The 21,213-nt window shown below is 64.6% G+C and carries 14 protein-coding genes; 11 read left to right on the plus strand and 3 right to left on the minus strand.

Going from position 1 to position 21,213, the window contains the following annotated elements; translation table 11 throughout:
- Window positions 1–210: 210 nt before the first annotated feature.
- The 9 genes from OA2633_RS12245 (at window position 211) to OA2633_RS12280 (ending at window position 13,187) form a co-directional block, all read left to right on the plus strand.
- The gene (locus OA2633_RS12245) at window positions 211–1,716 is read left to right on the plus strand and encodes an NAD(P)-dependent oxidoreductase (protein ID WP_009802877.1); all 1,506 of its coding nucleotides are present in this window, start codon (window positions 211–213) and stop codon (window positions 1,714–1,716) included.
- Window positions 1,713–6,221: a glutamate synthase large subunit gene (gltB, locus tag OA2633_RS12250; RefSeq protein ID WP_009802878.1), complete on the plus strand. Its 4,509-nt coding sequence runs from the start codon at window positions 1,713–1,715 to the stop codon at window positions 6,219–6,221. The genes OA2633_RS12245 and gltB overlap by 4 nt, the downstream gene beginning before the upstream one ends.
- A 19-nt stretch (window positions 6,222–6,240) precedes the next feature.
- Window positions 6,241–6,705: a hypothetical protein gene (locus tag OA2633_RS16175; RefSeq protein WP_156776241.1), complete on the plus strand. Its 465-nt coding sequence runs from the start codon at window positions 6,241–6,243 to the stop codon at window positions 6,703–6,705.
- 124 nt (window positions 6,706–6,829) lie between these two features.
- On the plus strand, window positions 6,830–7,195 hold the full coding sequence (locus OA2633_RS12255; RefSeq protein ID WP_009802879.1) for a hypothetical protein: 366 nt from the start codon (window positions 6,830–6,832) through the stop codon (window positions 7,193–7,195).
- 9 nt (window positions 7,196–7,204) lie between these two features.
- Window positions 7,205–7,945, plus strand: coding sequence for a M48 family metallopeptidase (locus tag OA2633_RS12260; RefSeq protein ID WP_009802880.1), 741 nt, complete (start codon window positions 7,205–7,207; stop codon window positions 7,943–7,945).
- 16 nt (window positions 7,946–7,961) lie between these two features.
- A complete protein-coding gene (locus tag OA2633_RS12265) occupies window positions 7,962–9,053 on the plus strand; it encodes a PDZ domain-containing protein (protein ID WP_009802881.1) in 1,092 nt (363 codons plus the stop codon).
- A gap of 145 nt (window positions 9,054–9,198) precedes the next feature.
- Window positions 9,199–10,383, plus strand: coding sequence for an LL-diaminopimelate aminotransferase (locus OA2633_RS12270; RefSeq protein WP_009802882.1), 1,185 nt, complete (start codon window positions 9,199–9,201; stop codon window positions 10,381–10,383).
- Window positions 10,384–10,498: 115 nt separating this feature from the next.
- On the plus strand, window positions 10,499–11,767 hold the full coding sequence (locus OA2633_RS12275) for a TadE/TadG family type IV pilus assembly protein (protein WP_040613620.1): 1,269 nt from the start codon (window positions 10,499–10,501) through the stop codon (window positions 11,765–11,767).
- Between the two features lie 109 nt (window positions 11,768–11,876).
- Window positions 11,877–13,187 (plus strand): TadE/TadG family type IV pilus assembly protein, encoded by a 1,311-nt coding sequence (locus OA2633_RS12280; RefSeq protein ID WP_009802884.1) that lies wholly within the window; start codon window positions 11,877–11,879, stop codon window positions 13,185–13,187.
- 73 nt (window positions 13,188–13,260) lie between these two features.
- On the opposite strand, the gene OA2633_RS12285 is transcribed toward OA2633_RS12280, so the two are convergent.
- Window positions 13,261–14,982 (minus strand): M28 family metallopeptidase, encoded by a 1,722-nt coding sequence (locus tag OA2633_RS12285; RefSeq protein ID WP_009802885.1) that lies wholly within the window; start codon window positions 14,980–14,982, stop codon window positions 13,261–13,263.
- Between the two features lie 190 nt (window positions 14,983–15,172).
- On the opposite strand from OA2633_RS12285, the gene OA2633_RS12290 reads away from it, so the two are divergent.
- Window positions 15,173–16,108 (plus strand): bile acid:sodium symporter family protein, encoded by a 936-nt coding sequence (locus OA2633_RS12290; RefSeq protein ID WP_009802886.1) that lies wholly within the window; start codon window positions 15,173–15,175, stop codon window positions 16,106–16,108.
- Window positions 16,109–16,129: 21 nt separating this feature from the next.
- Window positions 16,130–17,914, plus strand: a complete 1,785-nt coding sequence (locus OA2633_RS12295; protein WP_009802887.1) for an amidohydrolase family protein — start codon at window positions 16,130–16,132, stop codon at window positions 17,912–17,914.
- A 109-nt stretch (window positions 17,915–18,023) separates the two neighbouring features.
- Here the strand turns inward: OA2633_RS12295 and OA2633_RS12300 are convergent, their stop codons facing one another.
- Complete coding sequence (locus OA2633_RS12300) at window positions 18,024–18,782, minus strand: SDR family NAD(P)-dependent oxidoreductase (RefSeq protein WP_009802888.1); 759 nt, start codon at window positions 18,780–18,782, stop codon at window positions 18,024–18,026.
- Window positions 18,783–18,790: 8 nt separating this feature from the next.
- Complete coding sequence (locus OA2633_RS12305; RefSeq protein WP_040612696.1) at window positions 18,791–21,106, minus strand: penicillin acylase family protein; 2,316 nt, start codon at window positions 21,104–21,106, stop codon at window positions 18,791–18,793.
- Window positions 21,107–21,213: the final 107 nt, after the last annotated feature.

The following is a 21,213-nucleotide window of genomic DNA, read 5'->3' on the forward strand; positions in this document are numbered from 1 at the left end:
GATCGGAACGAAGCCTCTGAGTGAGACTGTGTCCGAAAATCATTCGCAATTAATCTACCCGTTCTTGCGAATGAGTGTCAACGGCGATGTGCGGTGATCCGCCGGAAAATGTTTCGCAGGTCTTAACGCCCTTGTTTCACAAGGCTCTGAACTAGTTTTCCCTTGGCTGAACAGGCTCATGCTTGCGCTTTGGGCGCTTCTCATGATGCAATGCAGCAAGAATGTCCGGGTCAAGAGCGTCCTCAAGACGCCGCGGACAAGCATGAGGAGACGGCTGTGCTGAAGTTTACGAGCACGGACCAGCGCTACCCGGACAAGCGGTCCGCGGACGAGCGCCGGGCCGACTTTAACGAGATCTATGCGCCTTTCAGCCTGGAGCAGGGTGAGGCGCAGGCTGAACGCTGTTCGCAATGCGGCGTGCCGTTCTGCCAGTCCGGCTGCCCGCTGCACAATGACATTCCCGATTGGCTCATGCTGGTCGCCGAGGGGCGTCTGGAAGAAGCCTATGAGCGCTCTTCGGCCACCTCCGCCATGCCCGAGATCTGTGGCCGAATCTGTCCGCAGGATCGTCTGTGCGAAGGCGCGTGCGTGATCGAGCAGTCCGGCCATGGCGCTGTGACCATCGGATCTGTCGAGACCTTCATCACTGAAACCGCATGGAAGAACGGCTGGGTGAAACCCATTCGTCCGGTGCGCAAGACGGGCCTCAGCGTGGGGATTGTCGGTTCGGGCCCGGCAGGCCTGTCCGCCGCCGAGCGCCTGGCCCAGCATGGCCATGACGTGACGATCTATGAGCGTCAGGATCGCGCCGGCGGCCTGCTGATCTACGGCATTCCCAATTTCAAGCTCGACAAATCCGTCGTCGAACGCCGCACCAAGCGGCTCGAAGAAGGCGGCGTGGTCTTCAAGCTCAATTTCGAAGTGGGCAAGGACGCCACGCTCGAGCAGCTGCGCGAGCGCCATGACGCGGTGTTTGTGGGCGCCGGCGCCTATGCGGCCCGGGCGCTGACCTGCCCGGGCGGCGGCGGGCGCGGGCTGGTTGCGGCGCTGGACTATCTCACCGCGTCCAACAAGGCGGGCTTCGGAGAGGAGGCGGAATCGGGCGGACGGCTCAACGCCAAGGGCAAGCGCGTCCTGGTGATCGGCGGCGGGGATACCGCCATGGATTGCGTACGCACGGCCATTCGGCAGGGCGCGGACAGCGTGGCGTGCCTGTATCGTCGCGACCGCACCAACATGCCCGGCTCGGCCCGCGAAGTGGTTCATGCCGAGGAGGAGGGCGCCATGTTTGACTGGCTCAGCGCGCCCGCCGCCATTCTGGGGGATGCCGAGACCGCCACCGGCGTGCGCATTCAGAAGATGACGCTGGGCGCGCCGGACGCCTCGGGACGTCGTCGTCCGGTTGCAATGCCGGGTCAGGAAGAGGATCGCAACGCCGACATGGTGATCGCGGCCCTGGGCTTTGAGCCGGAGAACTTCCCCGAAAGCCTGGGCGCCCAGGGGCTCGAGCTGAACCCGCGTGGCGCCATCCGGGTCAGCGAGCGCTGCCGCACCGCCCTGCCGGGCGTCTATGCGGGCGGCGACGCCGTGCGCGGCGCCTCTCTGGTGGTCTGGGCCGTTCGCGACGGTCTCGACGCTGCTGAAACCATCCATGCCGATCTGATGGCGCGCGCGAAGACCGCGCAGACCCAGCCGATCGCGGAGCCTGCCGAATGAGCCAGTTTGATTACCTGACCGAACGCCAGCGTCTGATTGATGCCGGCGCCTATGAGCTTGAAAGCGAACGCTCGGCCTGCGGCGTCGGCTTGATCGCCGACATCAAGGGTGAGCCGCGCCGGGAAACCGTCGAGCTGGGTCTGAAGGCTCTCAAGGCGGTCTGGCACCGGGGCGCGGTGGATGCGGACGGCAAGACCGGCGACGGCGCGGGTCTGCGCCTCGGCATCGCGCAGGATTTCTTCAAGGCCGCGGTGGCCCGCACCGGGCACGAGCCCAGCGATCACGCCATCGGCGTGGGCATGGTGTTCCTGCCGCGTACGGACTTCGGGGCTCAGGAAAAGGGCCGCACGATTGTGGAGACGGAAGTCCTGCGCGCCGGTCTGCGCCTGTTCGGCTGGCGTCAGGTGCCGGTCGATCCGTCCTGTCTCGGCGCCAAGGCTGCGGCGACCCGTCCGGCGATCGAGCAGATCCTGTTCGAGGACACCACCGATCGCGGTGCGGACGAGCTCGAACGCGCGCTCTATCTGGTGCGCCGCCGCATCGAACAGCGCGCCCGCGCCGAAGCGGTGCCCGAGCTCTATGTCTGCTCGCTGTCCGCGCGCGACGTTGTGTACAAGGGCATGTTCCTGGCCGAGGCCATCGACCAGTTCTATCCCGATTTGCGCGACGAGCGCTTCGTCTCGCCCTTCGCGATCTTCCACCAGCGCTATTCCACGAACACCTTTCCCGAATGGAAGTTGGCCCAGCCCTTCCGCATGCTCGCCCATAATGGCGAGATCAACACGCTCAAGGGCAATCGCAACTGGATGAAGAGCCATGAGATTCTCATGGCCCATTCCGCCTTCAAGGACGCCGAGGAGATCGTGCGTCCGGTGATCAGCCCCGGCGCGTCTGACTCCGCCGCGCTCGACGAGGTGTTTGAAATCCTGGTCCGCGCAGGCCGGTCCGCGCCCATGGCGAAGACGCTGCTGATCCCAGAAGCGTGGTCCAAACGCGGCGAGATCATGCCCGGCGCCTGGCGCGGCCTTTACGAATACTGCAACTCGGTGATGGAGCCCTGGGACGGGCCGGCCGCCGTGATTGCGTGCGATGGCCGCTGGGCGATCGCCGGGCTGGATCGCAATGGTCTGCGCCCGCTGCGCTGGAGCCTCTCTGAAGACGGGCTTCTGACCGTGGGGTCGGAAACCGGCATGGCCGAGCTCGAGCCCGAGCGGGTGATCGAGCGCGGCGCGGTGGCGCCGGGGCGGATGATCGCGGTCGACCTCGCCGAGGGCGGCTTCCTGCGCGAAAGCCAGATCCTCGACCAGCTCGCGGCCAAGCACCCCTATGAGGACTGGCTGAAGAACGTGCGCGAGATCGAGCGCGAAGTGGGCCCCGGTCCCGAGCCGCTGCTGTTCGCAGACGAAGAGCGCGCCCGGCGTCAGGCCGCCGCCGGCATGACCATGGAGGAGATCGAGATCATCCTCTCGCCCATGGCCGAAGACGGCAAGGAAGCCATCGGCTCGATGGGCGATGACAGCCCGCTCGCGGTCCTGTCCAACCGCTATCGCCCGATCAGCCATTACTTCCGGCAGAACTTCTCGCAGGTCACCAACCCGCCCATCGACCCGCTGCGCGAAGGCCGGGTGATGAGCCTGAAGACCCGGTTCAAGAATCTCGGAAACGTGCTGGCCGAGGATGCGGCGCAGACCAATGTGTTCGTGCTGAACTCGCCGGTTCTGACCAATGGCATGTATGAGCGCCTGCGCGCGGTGCTGGGCGAGGGCGTCGCGATCATCGACGTCACCTTGCTGGCCAAGGAAGCCACCGGATCGGGCGCAGGCCTGAAGGCCGCGCTCGATCGCATTCGCGCCGAGGCCGAGGAGGCGATCAGCGAGCGCGGCGCCCAGCATCTGATCCTGACTGACGAGCACCAGAATGAGCGCTTTGCGCCCGTGCCCATGGCGCTGGCGGTGGGGGCGGTGCACACGCATCTGACCCGCAAGGGGCTTCGCACCTATTGCTCGCTCAACGCCCGCACGTCCGAGGTGACCGACCCGCACGCGCTGGCGGTTCTGGTGGGCCTCGGGGCGACGACCGTGAACCCGTATATGGCGTTCGAGACGGTGGCCGCGCGTTCCGAGCGCAATCTCGGAAGCTTGACGCCGGAGCAGAAGGCGAAGAACATGAAGGCCGCCTTTGATGCGGGCCTTCTCAAGATCATGTCCAAGATGGGCATTTCGGTGGTCAGCTCCTATCGCGGCGGCTGCAATTTCGAAGTGCTGGGCCTCAGCCGCGCCGTGGCGAGCGAATATCTCGGCGGCGTCACCAGCCGGATTTCCGGCATTGGTCTGGCGGGGCTGGAATCCAAGCTCGCCGAGCTGCATCGCTGGGCCTGGGGCCATGAAGACGCCGTGCGCCTGCCCGTGGGCGGGTTCTACCGCCAGCGCAGCTCGGGCGAGGCCCATGCGCTGGAAGCCAAATCCATCTCGCTGCTTCAAAAGGCGGTCCGCAACGAGGATTACAATGCCTATCGCGCCTATGTGCAGGCGCTCAATCATGAGCAGCAACCGATCCAGCTGCGCGATCTGCTCGAGCCGCGCCCGGTCAGCGCCCCCGTGGATCTGTCGCGCTGTGAGAGCGTGAACGAGATCCGCCAGCGCTTTGTCACGCCGGGCATGAGCCTTGGCGCGCTCAGCAAGGAAGCCCATGGCGCGCTCAATGTGGCCATGAACCGGATCGGCGCGAAGTCTGTCTCGGGTGAAGGCGGGGAAGACCCCGCACGCTATCACCCGATGCCGAACGGCGACAATATGAACTCGGCGGTCAAGCAGGTGGCGTCGGGCCGCTTTGGCGTGACGGCGGAATATCTCAACCAGTGCCGCGAGATCGAGATCAAGGTCGCCCAAGGCGCCAAGCCCGGCGAGGGCGGGCAATTGCCCGGCTTCAAGGTGACCGAGTTCATCGCGAAAATGCGCCATGCGACGCCGGGCGCGACGCTGATCAGTCCGCCGCCGCACCATGACATCTACTCGATCGAGGATCTGGCCCAGCTCATCTACGATCTCAAGCAGATCAACCCCATTGCGCGCGTCTGTGTGAAGCTCGTCTCTGCGGCAGGTGTTGGCGCGGTCGCGGCGGGCGTGGCCAAGGCCCATGCCGATGTGATCCTGATCTCGGGCAGTGTGGGCGGCACGGGCGCGAGCCCCCAAACCTCGATCAAGTTCGCTGGCGCACCGCTGGAGCTGGGGCTATCCGAAGCCCATCAGGTGCTGTCGCTCAACGGTCTGCGTGAGCGGGTGACCTTGCGCGCGGATGGCGGCATCCGCACAGGGCGCGACGTCGTGATCGCGGCCATGCTGGGCGCGGAAGAGTTCGGCGTCGGCACCACGTCTCTCGTGGCGCTGGGCTGTCTGATGGTGCGCCAGTGCCATTCCAACACCTGCCCCGTGGGCGTGTGCACCCAGGATGAAGAGCTGCGCAAGCGCTTTGCGGGCCTTGCCGACCATGTGGTCAATCTGATGACCTTCATCGCCCGCGACACCCGTGAGATTCTCGCCAGCCTCGGCGCGGAGCGTCTGGAAGACGTGATCGGCCGGGCGGACCTGCTCGATCAGGTCAGCCGTGGCGCGGATCATCTCGATGATCTTGATCTCAACCCGCTTCTGGTGCGTGTGGACCCGCAGGCGCGGCCGCCGCGCTCGACCCGCACCCAACGCAATCCGGTGTCTCCGGCGCTCGATGAGCAGATCCTGAAAGACGCCGAGCCGGTCTTCTCGCGCCGTGAGAAGATGCAGCTTGTCTATGACGTCAAGAACACCGACCGCGCCGTGGGCGCGCGGGTGTCATCGGAAATCGTGCGCACCTTTGGTCCCGAAGGGCTCGAAGACGGCCAGCTCACCCTGCGCCTGCGCGGCTCGGCGGGGCAATCTTTGGGCGCGTTCTCGGCCAAGGGTCTGCGGATCGAGCTGGAAGGCGACGCCAACGATTATGTGGGCAAGGGCCTGTCGGGCGCGACGCTGGCCATCCGCCCCTTTGGCGGCTGCAAGGAGCATCGCCCCGGCGACGCGATCATCGGCAACACCGTGCTTTATGGCGCAACCTCGGGCCGGTTGTTCGCTGCGGGCGGGGCGGGCCAGCGCTTTGCGGTCAGAAACTCCGGCGCCACCGTGGTGGTGGAAGGCTGCGGCGCCAATGGCTGTGAATACATGACCGGCGGCGTTGCAGTGATCCTCGGGAAGGTCGGGGACAATTTCGCCGCGGGCATGACCGGCGGGGAAGCCTTTGTGCTCGATGAGCAGGACCGGCTTGAACCGCGCCTCAACCCTGAAAGCGTCGGCGTTCACGTGCTGGCCGGTGAGGCCGAGGCCCGATGCCGCGCCTTGATCGAGGATCATTACGCCGCGACCGGCAGCCTGCACGCCGCCGCCATCCTCAATGACTGGGAGACCCGCAAGCTCGCCATCCGCCACATCGTGCCCTTCCCGCCCGCATCGGGCATGGAGGCGCAGGAGAAACGCGCTTAGGGTGGGGACATAAACCCCGATGATGCCGAAATGGTCTGGTTGGTCTTACTCAGCATTGGCCGGTTTAGTGTGGGTGGATCGCTCTAAGGAGATAAGTACAGGGATTGTCATGATTGAAACGCGGCAATTGATAAATCCATACCATAGGCTGGAATTTATTTTGTCCCTAAAAGAGGTTTCGGAGTCTGGCGCCATAAGTGGCAAAGGTAGACAATCATATGTATTTATTACTCTATACGATTATTTATACGTTGACGTCGAAATCGGTAGGGCGGGCGCAACTTGGGAGGCTGCGAGAAAGTATTTGGGAGTGCATGGTATAAATAATGAACGAGCAATCGAAGTGGGGAAGATTTTAGATTCGTATTTTGCAGATATCTCCCTTCCGATAAGTCCTGAATTAATAGAGTCTATTATTGCAGACGCTAAGCTAATTGAGCTTTCACAAGAGATTTGGTCAGATCTCGTCTGTTGTCAGAGTTGAATTTTTAGCATCGGCCTGCAACTGGGCGGTCTGGTCGGCTTTATGGGGCTGATGATGATCGCGGCGCGTGTTCCCACCAAAGCCTGATCTGGCGCGCTCTGCCGGCGCGGTCTAAGCTCGCTTCATGTTTGCACGGATCAATCATCCCCTTGTCTGGGGCGTTCTGATGATGCTGGCGGGCGCGGGCGGGCTGCTGGCCCAGGGCGCGCTTGCGGGTGTCGGCCTGCCGGCCTATCTGGCGCTTTTGGCCAGCCTTGTGGCTTTGCCGGTATTCACCTGGGTATCACGCGCGCGCTGGAGCGGCGCGCAGGAGCGCACGCTGGGCCGCATCGTCGTGATTGCGCTCATTGTCTACGGCCTTGTGATGGCGTTCATGACGCTGGCGGCGGGCCGGGTGGAGCTGGCGCCTTTTGCGGGCCTGTTTGTGGGCGGGGCGGTGATGCTTTTGGGGCTGCACGCGGTGGCGCTGAACGCGCCCCGATCGGCCTGAGGCGCGCCCGTGAGCCGGGACAGCGCGCAGGTGCGCCAGATCGAGCTCCCGGACCGGGATTTGCTCTACACGCTCAAGCGCTCTCATCGCCGCAAGACCATTGGCCTGAAAGTCAGTGAGGACGGCCTGACCGTCACCCTGCCTGCGCGCGTCAGCGTGGCCGAGGCCGATGCCGTGGTGCGCGAGAAGGCGGGCTGGGTGATCGACCGGCTGGAAAAGCGTCAGGCGCGCACTGCGCCCGCTCTGCGCGGCGTGGATGGCGAGCGGGTGGGCTGGCTGGGCAAGGATCTGCGCCTGTCGGTGCTAACCCATGACAAGGCCCGCACCACAGTGACGCGCACCGAGGCCGAAGTGATCGTGCATGTGGACCGGCATCTTGATCCGTCTGACAGCCGCAAGGCGGTGCTGGCCGCGCTCAAGCGCTGGCGCAAGGCCGAAGCCCTCGCCCTGATGACGCCCAAGCTCGAAGCCTATGCCCGGGCGCTGGGCGCGAAGCGTCCGAAAGTCAGCGTGCGTGAGCAGAAGGCGCGCTGGGGCTCGTGCTCGTCCGATGGATCGATCCGCATGAATGCGCGCCTGATCGCCTATCCCGAAGCGCTGATCGATTATGTCTGCGCGCATGAGGCCTGCCATCTTCTGGTGATGGATCATTCGTCACGCTTTCATGCCTTGCTTGATGGTCTGATGCCCGATCAGCACCGTCGCCGCCGCGCCCTGCGCGAGACGCGACCGGCGGGCGGGGCGTTCTAGACCCTGAGGAGGGCGCATGCTTGACCTGATCCTGGCCTTGAGCCTCTCCGCCGCCGCGACCTCCGACCCCATCGAACTGCCGGTGACGCTGTGCAAGGGCTATTGGTTCGTGCCGGTCACCTATGAGAGCCGCACGGGCGGGGCGCCACATGTGATCGAGTTCCTGCACGATACCGGCGCGGGCGCGAGCTTCATTGATCCAGATGCATTGGAAGCGATGAGCGGGCGGCGGTTTGATGAGGGCGCGCGGGTGACGCTGACCGATGGTCGGGCAGGGGCGGTGACGCTGAACCGCTTGCCCGCACGGGTGCAGGAGCTGGATCATCTGAGCACGGCGATGGGCCGCCCGGTGGACGCCATATTGTCGGTCAATGCGTTCGAGGATTTCCTGCAGATCATTGATTACGAGGCGCAGACGCTGACGCTTCAAACCGGCGACCTGCCGCGCCCCGATGGCGAGACCGTGTTCTCAAGCCGGGGCGAGGACCGGCGGCCCTGGCTGCGAGTGGATCTGGGCGGACGGCATCGCCGCCTTCTCATTGATACCGGCGCGCCGGATGTCATCCTTGCGGTCAATCATATCGACCGCTTTGAGCTTGATCGTCCCGCTCGCCCGCTGACCGGCGCAACGCGTCTGACCCGGCTGGAAACCCGCGCCCTGTCCGGCCTTGATGCAACGGTGACGCTGGCGGGCGTGACGTTCGAGGCGCCGGTGCTGGAAGAGGTGCCCGAGGCCGAGCTTGTGGGTGGGGAGATCCTGCGCCATTACCGCATCACCCTCGATCAGCGCGCGCGTCGGGTCCGGCTGGAGCCTTATGCGCCGGGCGCGGTGATCGCGGCGGAGGATCATTACGAGTTCGGCGCGGTGTTCGAGCCTGAAGGCGAGACGCTGGTCGTTGGGGCCGTGTTCGAGGATACGCCCGCGTCTCGCGCCGGTGTGCAGGTGGGCGATCGGGTGGAGGCGGTCAATGGCCGCCCTGTCGCCGAGCGCGGCTGTGAGGTCGGGCCGGGCGCCGAGCCTGTGCTGTTCTCGATCCGGCGCGGGGGTGAGCGGCTGGAACTGATGCTGGACGCCCTGCCGGTCTTGCCGGTGACGCCTGATCGCTGAGCCAGCGGGCGATTTAGTCGCAAAATCGGGTTTTGCGCATGAATGTCCGTGCAATTCATTGCTTCGCCACAGCTGCGCCCCATTGACGCCCTCCGGGGCGTGCGGAGTACGCTGCAGACGCATTCAAGCAGGGCGATTTGAACCGATGTCTCAACAGGAAGAGTTTTACCGCGAGCGGCGCCTGCCGCCTTACGTGTTCGCTGAAGTGAACCGGATGAAGCAGGCCTATCGCGCCGAGGGCCGCGACGTCATCGATTTCGGCATGGGCAATCCCGATCTCGCCCCCGCCCCGCACATCATCGCCAAGCTTGCCGAGGTTGCCGCCGATCCGCGCGCGCACCGCTATTCCGCCAGCCAGGGCGTGCCGTCCCTGCGCAAGGCGCTCGCGCGTTATTACGAGCGCCGTTTCAATGTGGGACTCGACCCCAATACCGAGGTCTGCGTCACGCTGGGCTCCAAGGAAGGCCTCGCCAACCTCGCCCAGGCGATCACCGCGCCGGGCGATGTGATCCTCGTGCCCGATCCGTCCTATCCGATCCATATGTTCGGCTTCCTGATCGCCGGCGCCGCCGTGCGGCCGGTCGGCTTCAAGGATCCCGAGGATTTCCTGCGCGAGGCGGTGCATGCCTGCCGCCGCTCGATCCCCGCGCCGTCGGCGCTGGTGCTGAACTTCCCGTCGAACCCGACTGCCCAGGTCGTCGATCTCGACTTCTACAAAGAGGCCGTGCGCATTGCGAAGGAGAACGACCTCGTTCTCATTTCCGACCTTGCGTATTCGGAGATCTATTTTGACGGCAATCCGCCGCCTTCGATCCTCGAGGTCGAGGGCGCGAAGGATGTGGCGGTGGAGTTCACCTCCATGTCCAAGACCTATTCCATGCCGGGCTGGCGGATGGGCTTCGCGGCGGGGTCATCCCGGCTCGTGGACGCGCTCAAGCGGGTGAAATCCTATCTCGACTATGGCGCGTTCACCCCGATCCAGATCGCGGCGGTGGCGGCGCTGGATGGTCCGCAGGACCATGTGGTCGAGGCGCGCGAGATCTACAAGAAGCGCCGCGACGTGCTGGTGGAAAGCTTTGGCCGCGCCGGGTTCGACATTCCCAGCCCGCCCGCCACCATGTTCGCCTGGGCGCCGATCCCCGAACGCTTCGCGCATCTGGGCTCGGTGGAATTCGCCAAGAAGCTGCTGGAAGAAACCGATGTGGCCGTCGCGCCGGGGCTGGGCTTTGGCGAGCGCGGCGACGGCCATGTGCGCTTGGCGGTCGTGGAGAACGAGCAGCGCATCCGCCAGGCGGCGCGCGCCCTGAAGGGCTTTTTCGCCCAGGGTTAGCGGCCCGACTCGAAACAGGGTAAACGCAACGCTTACCCTGTTTCTTTTCAATGTTTTAATGGGGGTGAGCGAAGTCTTGATCCGTTTTGCGCGTTGTCGCAACGAGGGTCGGGACATGCGGTCGCTTTTGAGACATTTCACACAGGATGTGCGCGGCAATGTGGCGATGATGTTCGCCATGTTGCTGGGTCCGCTCGTCGTCAGCGTGGGCGGGGCGCTGGACTATTCGCGCACCTTCACCATCGGCGCCGAGATCCAGTCCGCCATGGATGCGGGAACGCTCGCCGCCGCCTCGCTGTCCCAGGGCGAAGACCCTGAAACCATTGTGCGCAATTACATCACGGCCGCGCTGTCCGAGCATAATGGCGTGCTCGAGCGGCTGAATGTTCAGGTCAGCTCCGACCTCGCCATCAACTCGCGCGAAGTGACGGCGGACGCCGTGATCAGCGTGCCCACGCTGATGCTGGGCATTATCGGGTATGACGCATTGACGCTGAACCGCGTCTCCGAGGCCAATGAGCGGGTGCGCAACCTGGAAATTTCACTGGTGCTGGACATTTCCGGCTCCATGAGCGGCTCCAAGATCACGGCCTTGCGGGACGCGGCCGAGGAGTTTGTGGGCGTGATGATGGACCCCGACCTGGAGGGCCTCACCAGCCTGTCGGTCATTCCCTATAATGGCGGCGTGCGCCTGCCCCAGACCGTGACCAATGACCTGGTCCCAGGCACGCCCAATGACAGCGGCTGTCTCGAGCTGGGCGTCTCTGATCCGGTCACGATGGATCTCGCTGCGAACGGGTATGACTGGCTCGACTGGCAGGATCGCGACCAGCGGGGCTGGCGCTCTTCCGCCTTCTGTCCGGAGGAGAATGAAGCCACGGTCTTTCTGGAACAGACCCCGTCGGTGCTGGTGAATCTGATCCGTGATCTGGATGCGGGCGGCAATACGGGACTGGATGTGGCGACCGCCTGGGGCGCCCGGGCGCTTGACCCGGCCTGGCGCGGACGGCTGGGGGGCGACTTCGCGTCCCGTCCCGCCGCCTATGACGACCCTTCGACCATGAAGGTGCTGGTGGTGATGACCGATGGGGCGGCGACCGCCCAGATCCGCCGCGCCCAGAACTGGTATGGCGACTGGTACAGCTATGAAATCTACAGCGCTTCGCAGGCGCGCGATAACATGGCGGACGCCTGCGATGCGGCCGAGGCGGAGGGCGTGCACATCTACACCATCGCCTTTCAGGTTTCAGGTTCGACCAACCGCAATCTGATGCGCGACTGCGCCAGTCGGCCCGAGAACTATTACGCGGTTGAAAATCTGGATATTTCCGCCGCCTTCAACTCGATTGCGGCGGATCTCAACAATCTGCGGCTGGCGCGCTAATGCGGTTAACAAGTCGTAAATTATTGTTTTAACTGGATTTTGGTCCGTTTGTTGCAAGCTCTGTCTACGCGTGTTCCGGCTTGGAACGGTGTTTTGCGTAGGACGGCTCATGAGCGTGCTCGAACGGATTTTTTCTCGCTGGTCAGATGACCGCCGCGGCAATGTCGCCATCATCATGGCGCTGTGCTCGGGCGTGCTGGTGACCGCGGTGGGCGGCGCTCTGGATTATTCGCGCAGCACCACCGTCAGCTCCGAGCTTCAGAGCGCGCTGGATTCCGGCGCGCTGGCCGCCGCCTCCCTGACCCAGGACCGTAATCCCGAGGACGTCGTGCGCGCCTATGTGGAGGCCGCCCTGGCCGATCATCCCCAATTGCTGGCCAGCCTGCAGCTGGATGTGGTTGCGGACATCTCGCTCAACTCCCGCGTTGTGAACGCGACCGCCTCCGTCGCCATGCCCACGACCATGCTGGGTCTGGTGGGCATCAACACGCTGACGCTGGAACACGCCAGCGAAGCCATCGAGCAGGTGCGCGATGTGGAGATCTCGCTCGTGCTGGACGTGTCCGGCTCGATGGGCGGCTCCAAGATCAACGCCCTGCAGGATGCAGCCATCGAGTTTGTCGAGATTGTGCTGGCGGCGGACGCCGCCGAGCGGACCTCGATTTCCGTCATTCCCTACAATGGCGGCGTGCGCACGCCGCGCGAGGTCAATCAGGACATTGTCAGCGGCAACAACAATCATCGCCGTCAGTCCGGCTGTGTGGACATGGGAACGGACTATCCTGTCGAGATGACGCTGCCTTACCGGGAGATGGAATTCACCGAGTATTACGGCAGCGAGCAGACCGGCAACAGCTCATCAGCCTTCTGCCCGCGCAGCAACATGGAATCCGAATTCCTGTCCCAGAATGAAGGGCGCATGCGCGGTCTGATCAATTCGCTGCGCGCGGAAGGCAATACCGGCCTCGATGTGGCCACCATGTGGGGCGCGCGGGCGCTCGACCCGGCCTGGCGCGGGAATCTGGGCGGCAGCTTCTCCGATCGTCCGGCGTCCTATGACGATCGCGACACCATCAAGATCCTGGTGGTGATGACCGATGGTGAGGCGACGGCCCAGATCCGCAGCGAGGAGTACACCTATTATGACTGGTGGGGCCGCGAGCGCACCGGCACGCGCAGTTATGAGCTCTACTCCGCCCGTCAGGCGCGCGAGAACATGGCCGAGGCGTGCGACATCGCCGAAGGCAATGGAGTGCAGATCTACACCATCGCCTTTCAGCTGAGCGGTCAGACCAATCGCGACCTGATGCGCAACTGCGCCAACAAGCCCCAGAACTATTATCAGGTGGAAAATCTCGACATCGCCGAGGCTTTCTCCTCCATCGCCGCCGACATCAACCGCCTGCGCCTGACGCGCTAGGCAGGACGTCGGACACACAAAAAAGCCCGGACGGCTGACCGTCCGGGCTTTCTCGTGTCAGCGTATGAGGTCGCTAGTCCTGCATCATCGCATCGCGGATGGCGCGGAACTCGTTCTCCTCATACCAGTTGGGCCAGTCCTCGGAGTCGGTCAGACGACGCGAGACGCGGTACATCAGCTCGGTGGACTGCACGAAGCCGCTCATGTCCCAGTTCGGGTCAAACTCGTCGGCAGGCTTGTGATAGGCCTGAAGGCGGTAGGCCGCTTCGATCTGCGCGCCGTAATCCTCGCCGCCTTCTTCAGCGACAGACCCGGAATCCGCGTACAGCATCGGCACGCCGCGACGGGCAAGGGTGACGTGGTCGGAGCGATAGAAATAGCCCGCCTCCGGATTGGGATCGGGGCTGAGATACATGCCGTCCGCTTCCGCTTCGAGGCGCAGCAGGTCCTCAAGTTCGGAGGCGCCATAACCGATCACCACGATATCCTCGGTGCGGCCGATCGGCAGAATGCCGTCAAAGTTGAACCCGGCGACGGTCTGATCCAGCGGGATCAGCGGGTTCTGGGCGTAGTATTCCGAGCCCAGAAGGCCCTGTTCCTCGGCGGTCACGGCCACGAAGATCACCGAGCGCTCGGGCGGCGTGTCGGACTTGGCGTAGGCTTCGGCCAGCTCCAGCATGGCGGACACGCCCGTCGCGTTGTCCACGGCTCCGTTATAGATCTGGTCGTCGCCCGCAAAGTTCAGACGGATGCCGATATGGTCCCAATGGGCCATGAACAGCACGAACTCGTCCGGGCGTTCAGACCCTTCAACCATGCCTGCGACATTGTTCGAGGTCAGGGTGCGCAGCGAATTGCTGAGCGAAGCGCTCAGGCTGGCGCGGCCCATGTCCACCGGCTCGAAATCCGGGCTCAACGCCGAGGCGCTCAGCTCTGCGAAGTCGAGATCGAGCGCGTCGAACAGCTCGGTCGCTTTCTCTTCAGTGATCCAGGCCTGGACATCGGCGCGTTCCTGACCGGCGGAGGAGGCGAGGGTGAATTGCGGGCCGGACCAGCTCGACTGCACCGTGCCCCAGGGATAGGCCGCCGGGGCGGTCTGGTGAACGATGATCGCGCCCTCGGCGCCCTGACGGGCGGCTTCTTCGTACTTGTAGGTCCAGCGACCGTAATAGGTCATGGCCGAGCCGTTGAAGAGCCCGGAATCGGGATCGGCGAAGCCCGGATCATTGATCAGGATGACCACCGTCTTGCCGGTGACGTCCACGCCTTCATAGTCATTCCAGCCATATTCAGGCGCAACGACGCCGTAGCCGACGAAGACGAGGTCGGAATCAGACAGGCTGACCTGTTCTTCGGGGTTCTGGGACCAGTAGACCACGTCCACATTGGTCTGAAGGCCCATGGGTTCGCCATCAATGGTGAGGTCAAAGCTCGAGGCGGTCTCGTCGAGCGTGGATTCGATGAGCGGCACCGGCTGGTACCAGCCGCGCTCCTCGCCGGCCGGCTCGAGGCCGATCGCGTCCATTTCCTCGGCAATCCAGGTCGCCGCCTGTTCGCCATGCTCGGACGCCGGTCCGCGGCCTTCGAAACGGTCATCGGCAAGGGCGGAAATCCGATAGGCGAAGTCCGCCTCGGTGATCGCGGCATCGCTCGCCTGGTGGGCGGGATAGGCGTTGGAGGCTTCGCTGGTCTCGGGCGCCGCGGCGGCGTCCTCGCTCTGCGGCGCGGGCGCCGGGTCGCTGCACGCCGTCAGCGCCAGCGCGGCGACACCAGACGTTATAAAGTAACGTAACATTGTGACTCCCCACATGAATTCCTGATGCGTGCATCGTGCATTGATCCCCTGAACGCGCAAGCCCGGCCCGCTGGGGGTCTCGACACTGGCGGTCAAAGCGGTCACTCTGGGGGTGAACAATGTTCACTCGCCCGGAGAGGCGGGGACGGTCCGACAGGCTCGGACCTCGCAGCGGGAGGAGAGGCGCGCCATGGATATAGCAGCGCTGGATGCGGTGCAGATTGAACTCGCGCCAGGGGCAAGCCTGATCCTGCCAGCCATTCTGGCGATCCTGATGTTCGCCGTGGCGCTGGATGTTCATGTGGGGGATTTCGCCCAGCTCAGAACGCGTCCCGGACGCTTTCTCGGCGCGGCCGCCGCTCAGATCATCGGCTTGCCGCTGGTGACCCTCGCCTTGATCCATGTGCTGTCCCCGCCGCCGTCGATCGCGCTGGGGATGATCGTGGTGGCGTGTTGTCCGGGCGGGAATGTGTCGAACTTCCTCACCCATCTGGCGCGCGGGGACACCGCGCTCTCCGTCTCGCTGACCGCGACGTCCAGCCTCGCCGCCGCGCTCTTGACCCCGGTCTCGATCCTGTTCTGGACGTCGCTCTATGGCCCGGCGGACGCCCTGGTGGAGTCCATCGAGGTCTCGCCCATCCCCTTTGTCCTGCAGACAACGCTTCTGCTCGCCGTGCCGCTGGCGATCGGCATGGGGATCGCGCATCGGTTTCCCAGGACCGCGCACCGGCTGCGCCCTGTATTCCTGGTCGCCGGGCTTCTGGGGCTGGCGAGCATGGTGATTGGCGGGGTGAGCACGAACTGGGCGTTGTTCACCGCGACGGCGGGCAGTGTGCTGGTCATCGCCATGATCCACAATGCGGTGGCGTTTGGCGTGGGCGCGGCGTCGGCGCGCCTTCTGGGCTTTGAAACCGCCGGACGGCGCTCGGTGACCTTCGAGGTGGGCATCCAGAACACCGGGCTGGGCCTTGTCATCCTGCTGGGCCAGTTCGAGGGCGTGGGCGGAGCGGCGGCCATCACAGCGCTTTGGGCGGTCTGGCATCTGTTCAGTGGCGGCGCGCTCGCCGGCTTCTATCGCGGGCTCGACTGGGTCCGATCACAAAAGAGCGCCGAAACGGCGCCATAGCTTCATTCGGGAGGAGACGACATGGCGGAGTATGATCTGAAGATCACCGGCGGCATGATCCATGAGGGCGAGGGCGGCTCGCCTTATATGGGCGATGTCGGGATCAAGGATGGCCGCATCATTGCAGTGGGTGATGCGCCGGGCGACGCCGATGAGGTGATCGACGCCACAGGCTGCATCATCACCCCCGGCTTCATCGATGTGCACACCCATTATGACGGTCAGGCCACCTGGGACGACCGCATGGAGCCCTCGATCAAGCATGGGGTGACCACCGCCATCATGGGCAATTGCGGGGTGGGCTTCGCGCCCGTGCGCAAGTCCGACCATGAGCGCCTCATCAAGCTGATGGAGGGGGTGGAAGACATTCCCGGCACCGCGCTCGCCGAGGGCCTGAGCTGGGATTGGGAGAGCTTTCCCGATTATCTCGACGCGCTGGAGAAGACCCCGCGCACCCTCGATGTGGCGGCGATGGTCGGCCACGATCCGCTGCGCGTCTATGTGATGGATGAGCGCGCGAGCTTTGACCAGCAGGCCAATGACAACGAGATCGCGAAGATGCGCGACCTTGTCTCTGAAGCGCTGGATGCGGGCGCCATCGGCTTCGCCACCGGGCGCTCGGACCTGCACCGCACGGCGGACGGGGAATGGACCCCGGCGTCCGAAGCCACCACCAAGGAACTCACCGGCATCGCCAGCGCCTTCAAGGGGCGTGATCACGGCGTCATCCAGGCGGTGTCCGATTTTGACCTGGAACGTGACCAGTCCCGTTTCGAGGAAGAATGGAAGGTCGTGGAAGAGTATGTCCGCGCCGCAGGCGGACGCCCCTTCTCCATGTCCCTGATGCAGCGCGATTTCGCGCCCGATCAATGGCGCAAGATTCTCAACGGGCTCGAAGCGCTGGACAAGGAGGGCTATACCGTCCGCGCCCAGGTGGCGCCGCGCGCCATCGGGGTCTTCCTGGGGCTGCAATGCACCTTCCATCCCTTCATGGGCTTCCCGGCCTATAAGGAGATCGCCCATCTGCCGCTCGATGAGCGGGTGGCGGTCATGAAGACGGACGCCTTCCGTCAGAAGATCCTCAGCCAGAAATCGGACAAGCTCGCCGGGCCCGGCAGCTCGGTCCCGCCCATCGCCGATCTTCTCATCGAGAACATGGAAATGGTGGCGGGCAAGCTCTTCACCCTGTCCGAGAACCCGGATTACGAGCAGCCGCCCGAGCAATCGATCGGCGCCAAGGCTGAACGGCGCGGCGTGTCGGTCTGGGAGGAGCTGTTTGATACCGTGATCGCGCGCGACGGTCGCGAGCTGATCTATCTGCCGATCTACAACTATACCGAGCTCAGCTATGACAATGTGCTGACCATGATGCAGCACCCGCTCGCCATTCCGGGCCTGTCCGATGGCGGCGCCCATGTGGGCACGGTGTGTGACGCCAGCTTCCCCAGCTATCTTCTAAGCTACTGGACCCGTGACCGCACCCGTGGACCCCGCATTGCGCCCGAACGCGCCGTGCAAATGCTGACGGCGGACATCGCCGATTATCTGGGTCTGTCTGATCGCGGCCGGATCAAGCCGGGGCTGAAGGCCGATCTCAACGTCATCGAGTACCAGACACTCCGCCTGCACCCGCCGCGTCTGGTCAAGGACCTGCCCGCCGGCGGCCAGCGCCTGTTGCAGGACGCCGAAGGCTATCGCGCAACGATCGTTTCGGGCGAGGTCGTCGTGCGCAATGACGAAGTGACGGACGCGCGCCCGGGTCGGCTGGTGCGCGCGGGACGGCAGGAAGCGCTGGCCGCGGAGTAGGGGCCTCACACATGCCTCTGGACTTCCGGATCAAGTCCGAAGGTCCGGAGGCGCAAGCTTGACGGTCTCGGTTCTCGGGCTTGCCCCGGGGACCCATAGGCCTCAGCCCCTAGCGCACATAGCTCGCGCCATTGACGTCGAAGGTCGCGCCGGTGGCGCTTTTGCAGGCGCCTGAGAGCAGAAACGCGGTGAGCTGACCCAGCTCGTCCGGCGTCGCCATGTCGCCATAGGGCACTTCGGCGAGCGCCGCCTTGCGGTCATCAGGGTCCTGCGGCGCCATTTCAGTGTCGATCCAGCCTGGGGCGATGGCGTAGGCGAGCAGGCCGCGGCCCGAATAGGCGCGCGCCAAAGTCTTGATCATCGCGATCAGGCCGGCTTTCGAAGCGGCGTACGCAGGATGGTCGGCGTCATCGCCGCGATGACCGGCGCGCGAGCTGATGGCCACGAGGGAGCCGCCGGGGGCGCCATCCACCCAGTCCTGCGCCGCACAGCGGGCGAGGTCGGCGCAGCTTTGCAGATTGATCTGCAGGGTGCGCGCCCAGTTCTGCCGCCAGATATCGGCCGGGTCGTGCACATTGGAGGCTTCGAAGACGCCATGATTGAGCACGAGGCCGTGGATCGGCCCGTCGGCGATGGTTTTGGCTTGTTCCCAGGCGGGTTCCGCCGCGGCGGGATCTGAGAAATCCGCCTTGACCAGACCGATCGCCTTGTCGCCCAGCTCGCTCGCCATCGACTTGGCGGCCTCGGTGTTGCGGGCATAGCCCAGGATCACCCGGCCGCCGGCCTCGGCGATCTGGCGGGCGATGCCGGCGCCGGCGCCGCGCGAGGCTCCGGTGACGAAGACGGTCTGGTTTTCAAGACTGATCATGGCGGGTCCTATTGCGGCGTCAGGGTCAGGACATGGCTGCCTTCCGGCGCGGATGCAACATCCCAGTCATCGCGGATCTCGAAATACTCGCCCGCCGCCCATCGCAGGGCGAGGTCGCCATGATGGGGCGACAGCGGGTGCCCGGACTGGCCGGGCGCAAACATGTAGAGCGAGTTGTTCAGGTCCGACAGGTCATAGATCGCCCGCAAGGACGCGGCGTGGAAGACGTCATAGCTGCCAGAGGCATAGCTGAAATGGGCCACATTGATCGTGGCGCCGTCGCCGGGCACGGCGACGCGGTTGGCGAACATGGAGCCGATCAGCGGCAGGCTATCGAACGGATGGTCGAAATCGGCCACATGCATATCGCCCCAGCGCCAGCTGTCCATGTCACGGCCAAAGGCGTCCGCGGTTTCCGCCATGGCGGCGTCGAGGGCCAGACCGGCGGTGATGGCGCAGGTCTCCACCGCATCGGTGCGCACATCATCACACCAGGCTGACGCCTCGCCAATCAGCACCTCTTCCAGGAAGGCGCGGCGGGGCTGGTTGAAGGCGACGGCGAGGGTATCCAGCTCGTCATTCCAGATTGCGCCTGACAGCACGCGCAGCCAGGCGGAATAGATAAGGGCTTCTGGGCCGTCCGCGTCGAGCGATCCATCCCAGGACTCCAGCCGGGCCAGGGCTTCTGCGCCCAGCTGGCTTTCCGGTTCCGAGCCGAGCAGCATGGGCAGGATGCGCAGCGCCTGTTCGCTCGTCACATCCATCTGCAGGGTCTTGAAGCTATCAAGGCTATGACGCTCGCGGGCGTTCAACAGCTGCTCGATGCGCGGCGCGCGATAGGTCGCGTAAGAACCCGGCAGCGGATAGGGATAGTCCGGCCCGGCTACGAGATTGTTGCCCGAGGCGATGAAGCCGCCTTGCGGGTTGCGGACCCGCGGCAGCTCTTCAAACGGGATAAAGCCCGTCCAGTCGCCGTTCTCGTCGCGGATCGGCAGCAGGCCGGCGGTGGTGTAGCCGATGGTGCCGTCCACACTGGCGAAATGCATGTTCTGCATGGGGGCGGTCCAGCCGCGACCGGCTTCAACGAAGTCGTCAAAGGTCTCGGCCTGCATGATGGCGAGCGTCGCATCCGCGACCCGATTGCCCGGCGCGGTGACGGTGGAGCGGCGCACCACGATGGAATCCTCGTCAAACCCGCGCAGATCGAACCAGTCCGGGCTCAGCACCGGTCCGTCCCCGGTCTCCTCCACCGTGATCGTGACGGGCTCGCTGCGACCCTTCACGGCAATGGATTCCGTTCGGGTGGTGATGGTCTCGGCGTCACGGTCACGCTCGAGAATGTCGATCACGTCAAAGCCGGTATTGGTGAAGCCCCAGGCGGCGTGGGCGTTGCGCCCCAGAATGACGAAGGGCGCGCCGGGAACCGTGCCGCCAATGACCGGCCCATAGGACAGGTTCAGGCGCACATAATACCAGATCGCCGGCGTGCTCAGCCCCAGATGCGGGTCATTGGCCAGAAGCGGGCGACCGGTTTCCGAGCGTTCGCCGGAAATGACCCAGGCGTTGGAGCCGGGTTGATTGTCGGACTGCGCCGTTGGCGCTTCTGCGGGCGGCAGGGCTTCGGTCTGCACCTCGCCAAAGCGGACGCGCATGTCCTCGGCCTTCAGCATTGTGGGCGCCCAGTCGGGGAAGCTCATGGTGAACTGGGCAAGCTGTTCCGTGGACAGGATGTCGTCGAGCAGGGCGCGGTCCATGTCTTCGCCGGCGCCGGCCGCCAGATCATTGGCGAGCAGGACGACGATGGCGGCGCTGTCCTCAAGGCTCCAGCCTTCCGGCGCGGTGCGCAGGACGGCGTATTCGGGGGCCACCGCGCCCTCGGCCACACGCGCGTTGACGCCCGCCACATAGGCCTCCATGAGCGCACGCGTCTCATCAGACAGGTTGGCGACAATGTCCTCGGTCAGGCGCCGAAAGCCATAGGTGCGGGTTTGGGCGTCAGCGCGCAGATAGTCCTCGCCGAACAGCGCCGACAGCTCGCCACGCATATAACGGCGGGCCAGATCCATCTGGAAATAGCGTTCGCTGGCATGCACATAGCCAAGCGCCGCCATCACATCGGCGTCGGTTTCGCCAAAGATGTGGGCGATGCCGTTTTCGTCGCGCACCACCTGGGCTGGACGCTCAAGCGCGGAGAGGGCGACTTCGCCGGTCTCGCGGGGTTTGGAGGCGTTGAAGCGCTCCACCAGCCAGGCGCCGACGCCCAGCACGATGATCAGGGCAAGCGCGATCACGCCGACGACAATCCGAATGATCCAGGTTTTCACGATCAGCCTCCCCAAGGCTTTCAAGTTACGGCGCAACACTCTCGAATGTCATGCGCAGACGCATGACACTCTTCATTAAGTTGTACATGCGAGAATTGAACAAATAG

The organism is Oceanicaulis sp. HTCC2633, from assembly GCF_000152745.1.
GTDB lineage: Bacteria > Pseudomonadota > Alphaproteobacteria > Caulobacterales > Maricaulaceae > Oceanicaulis.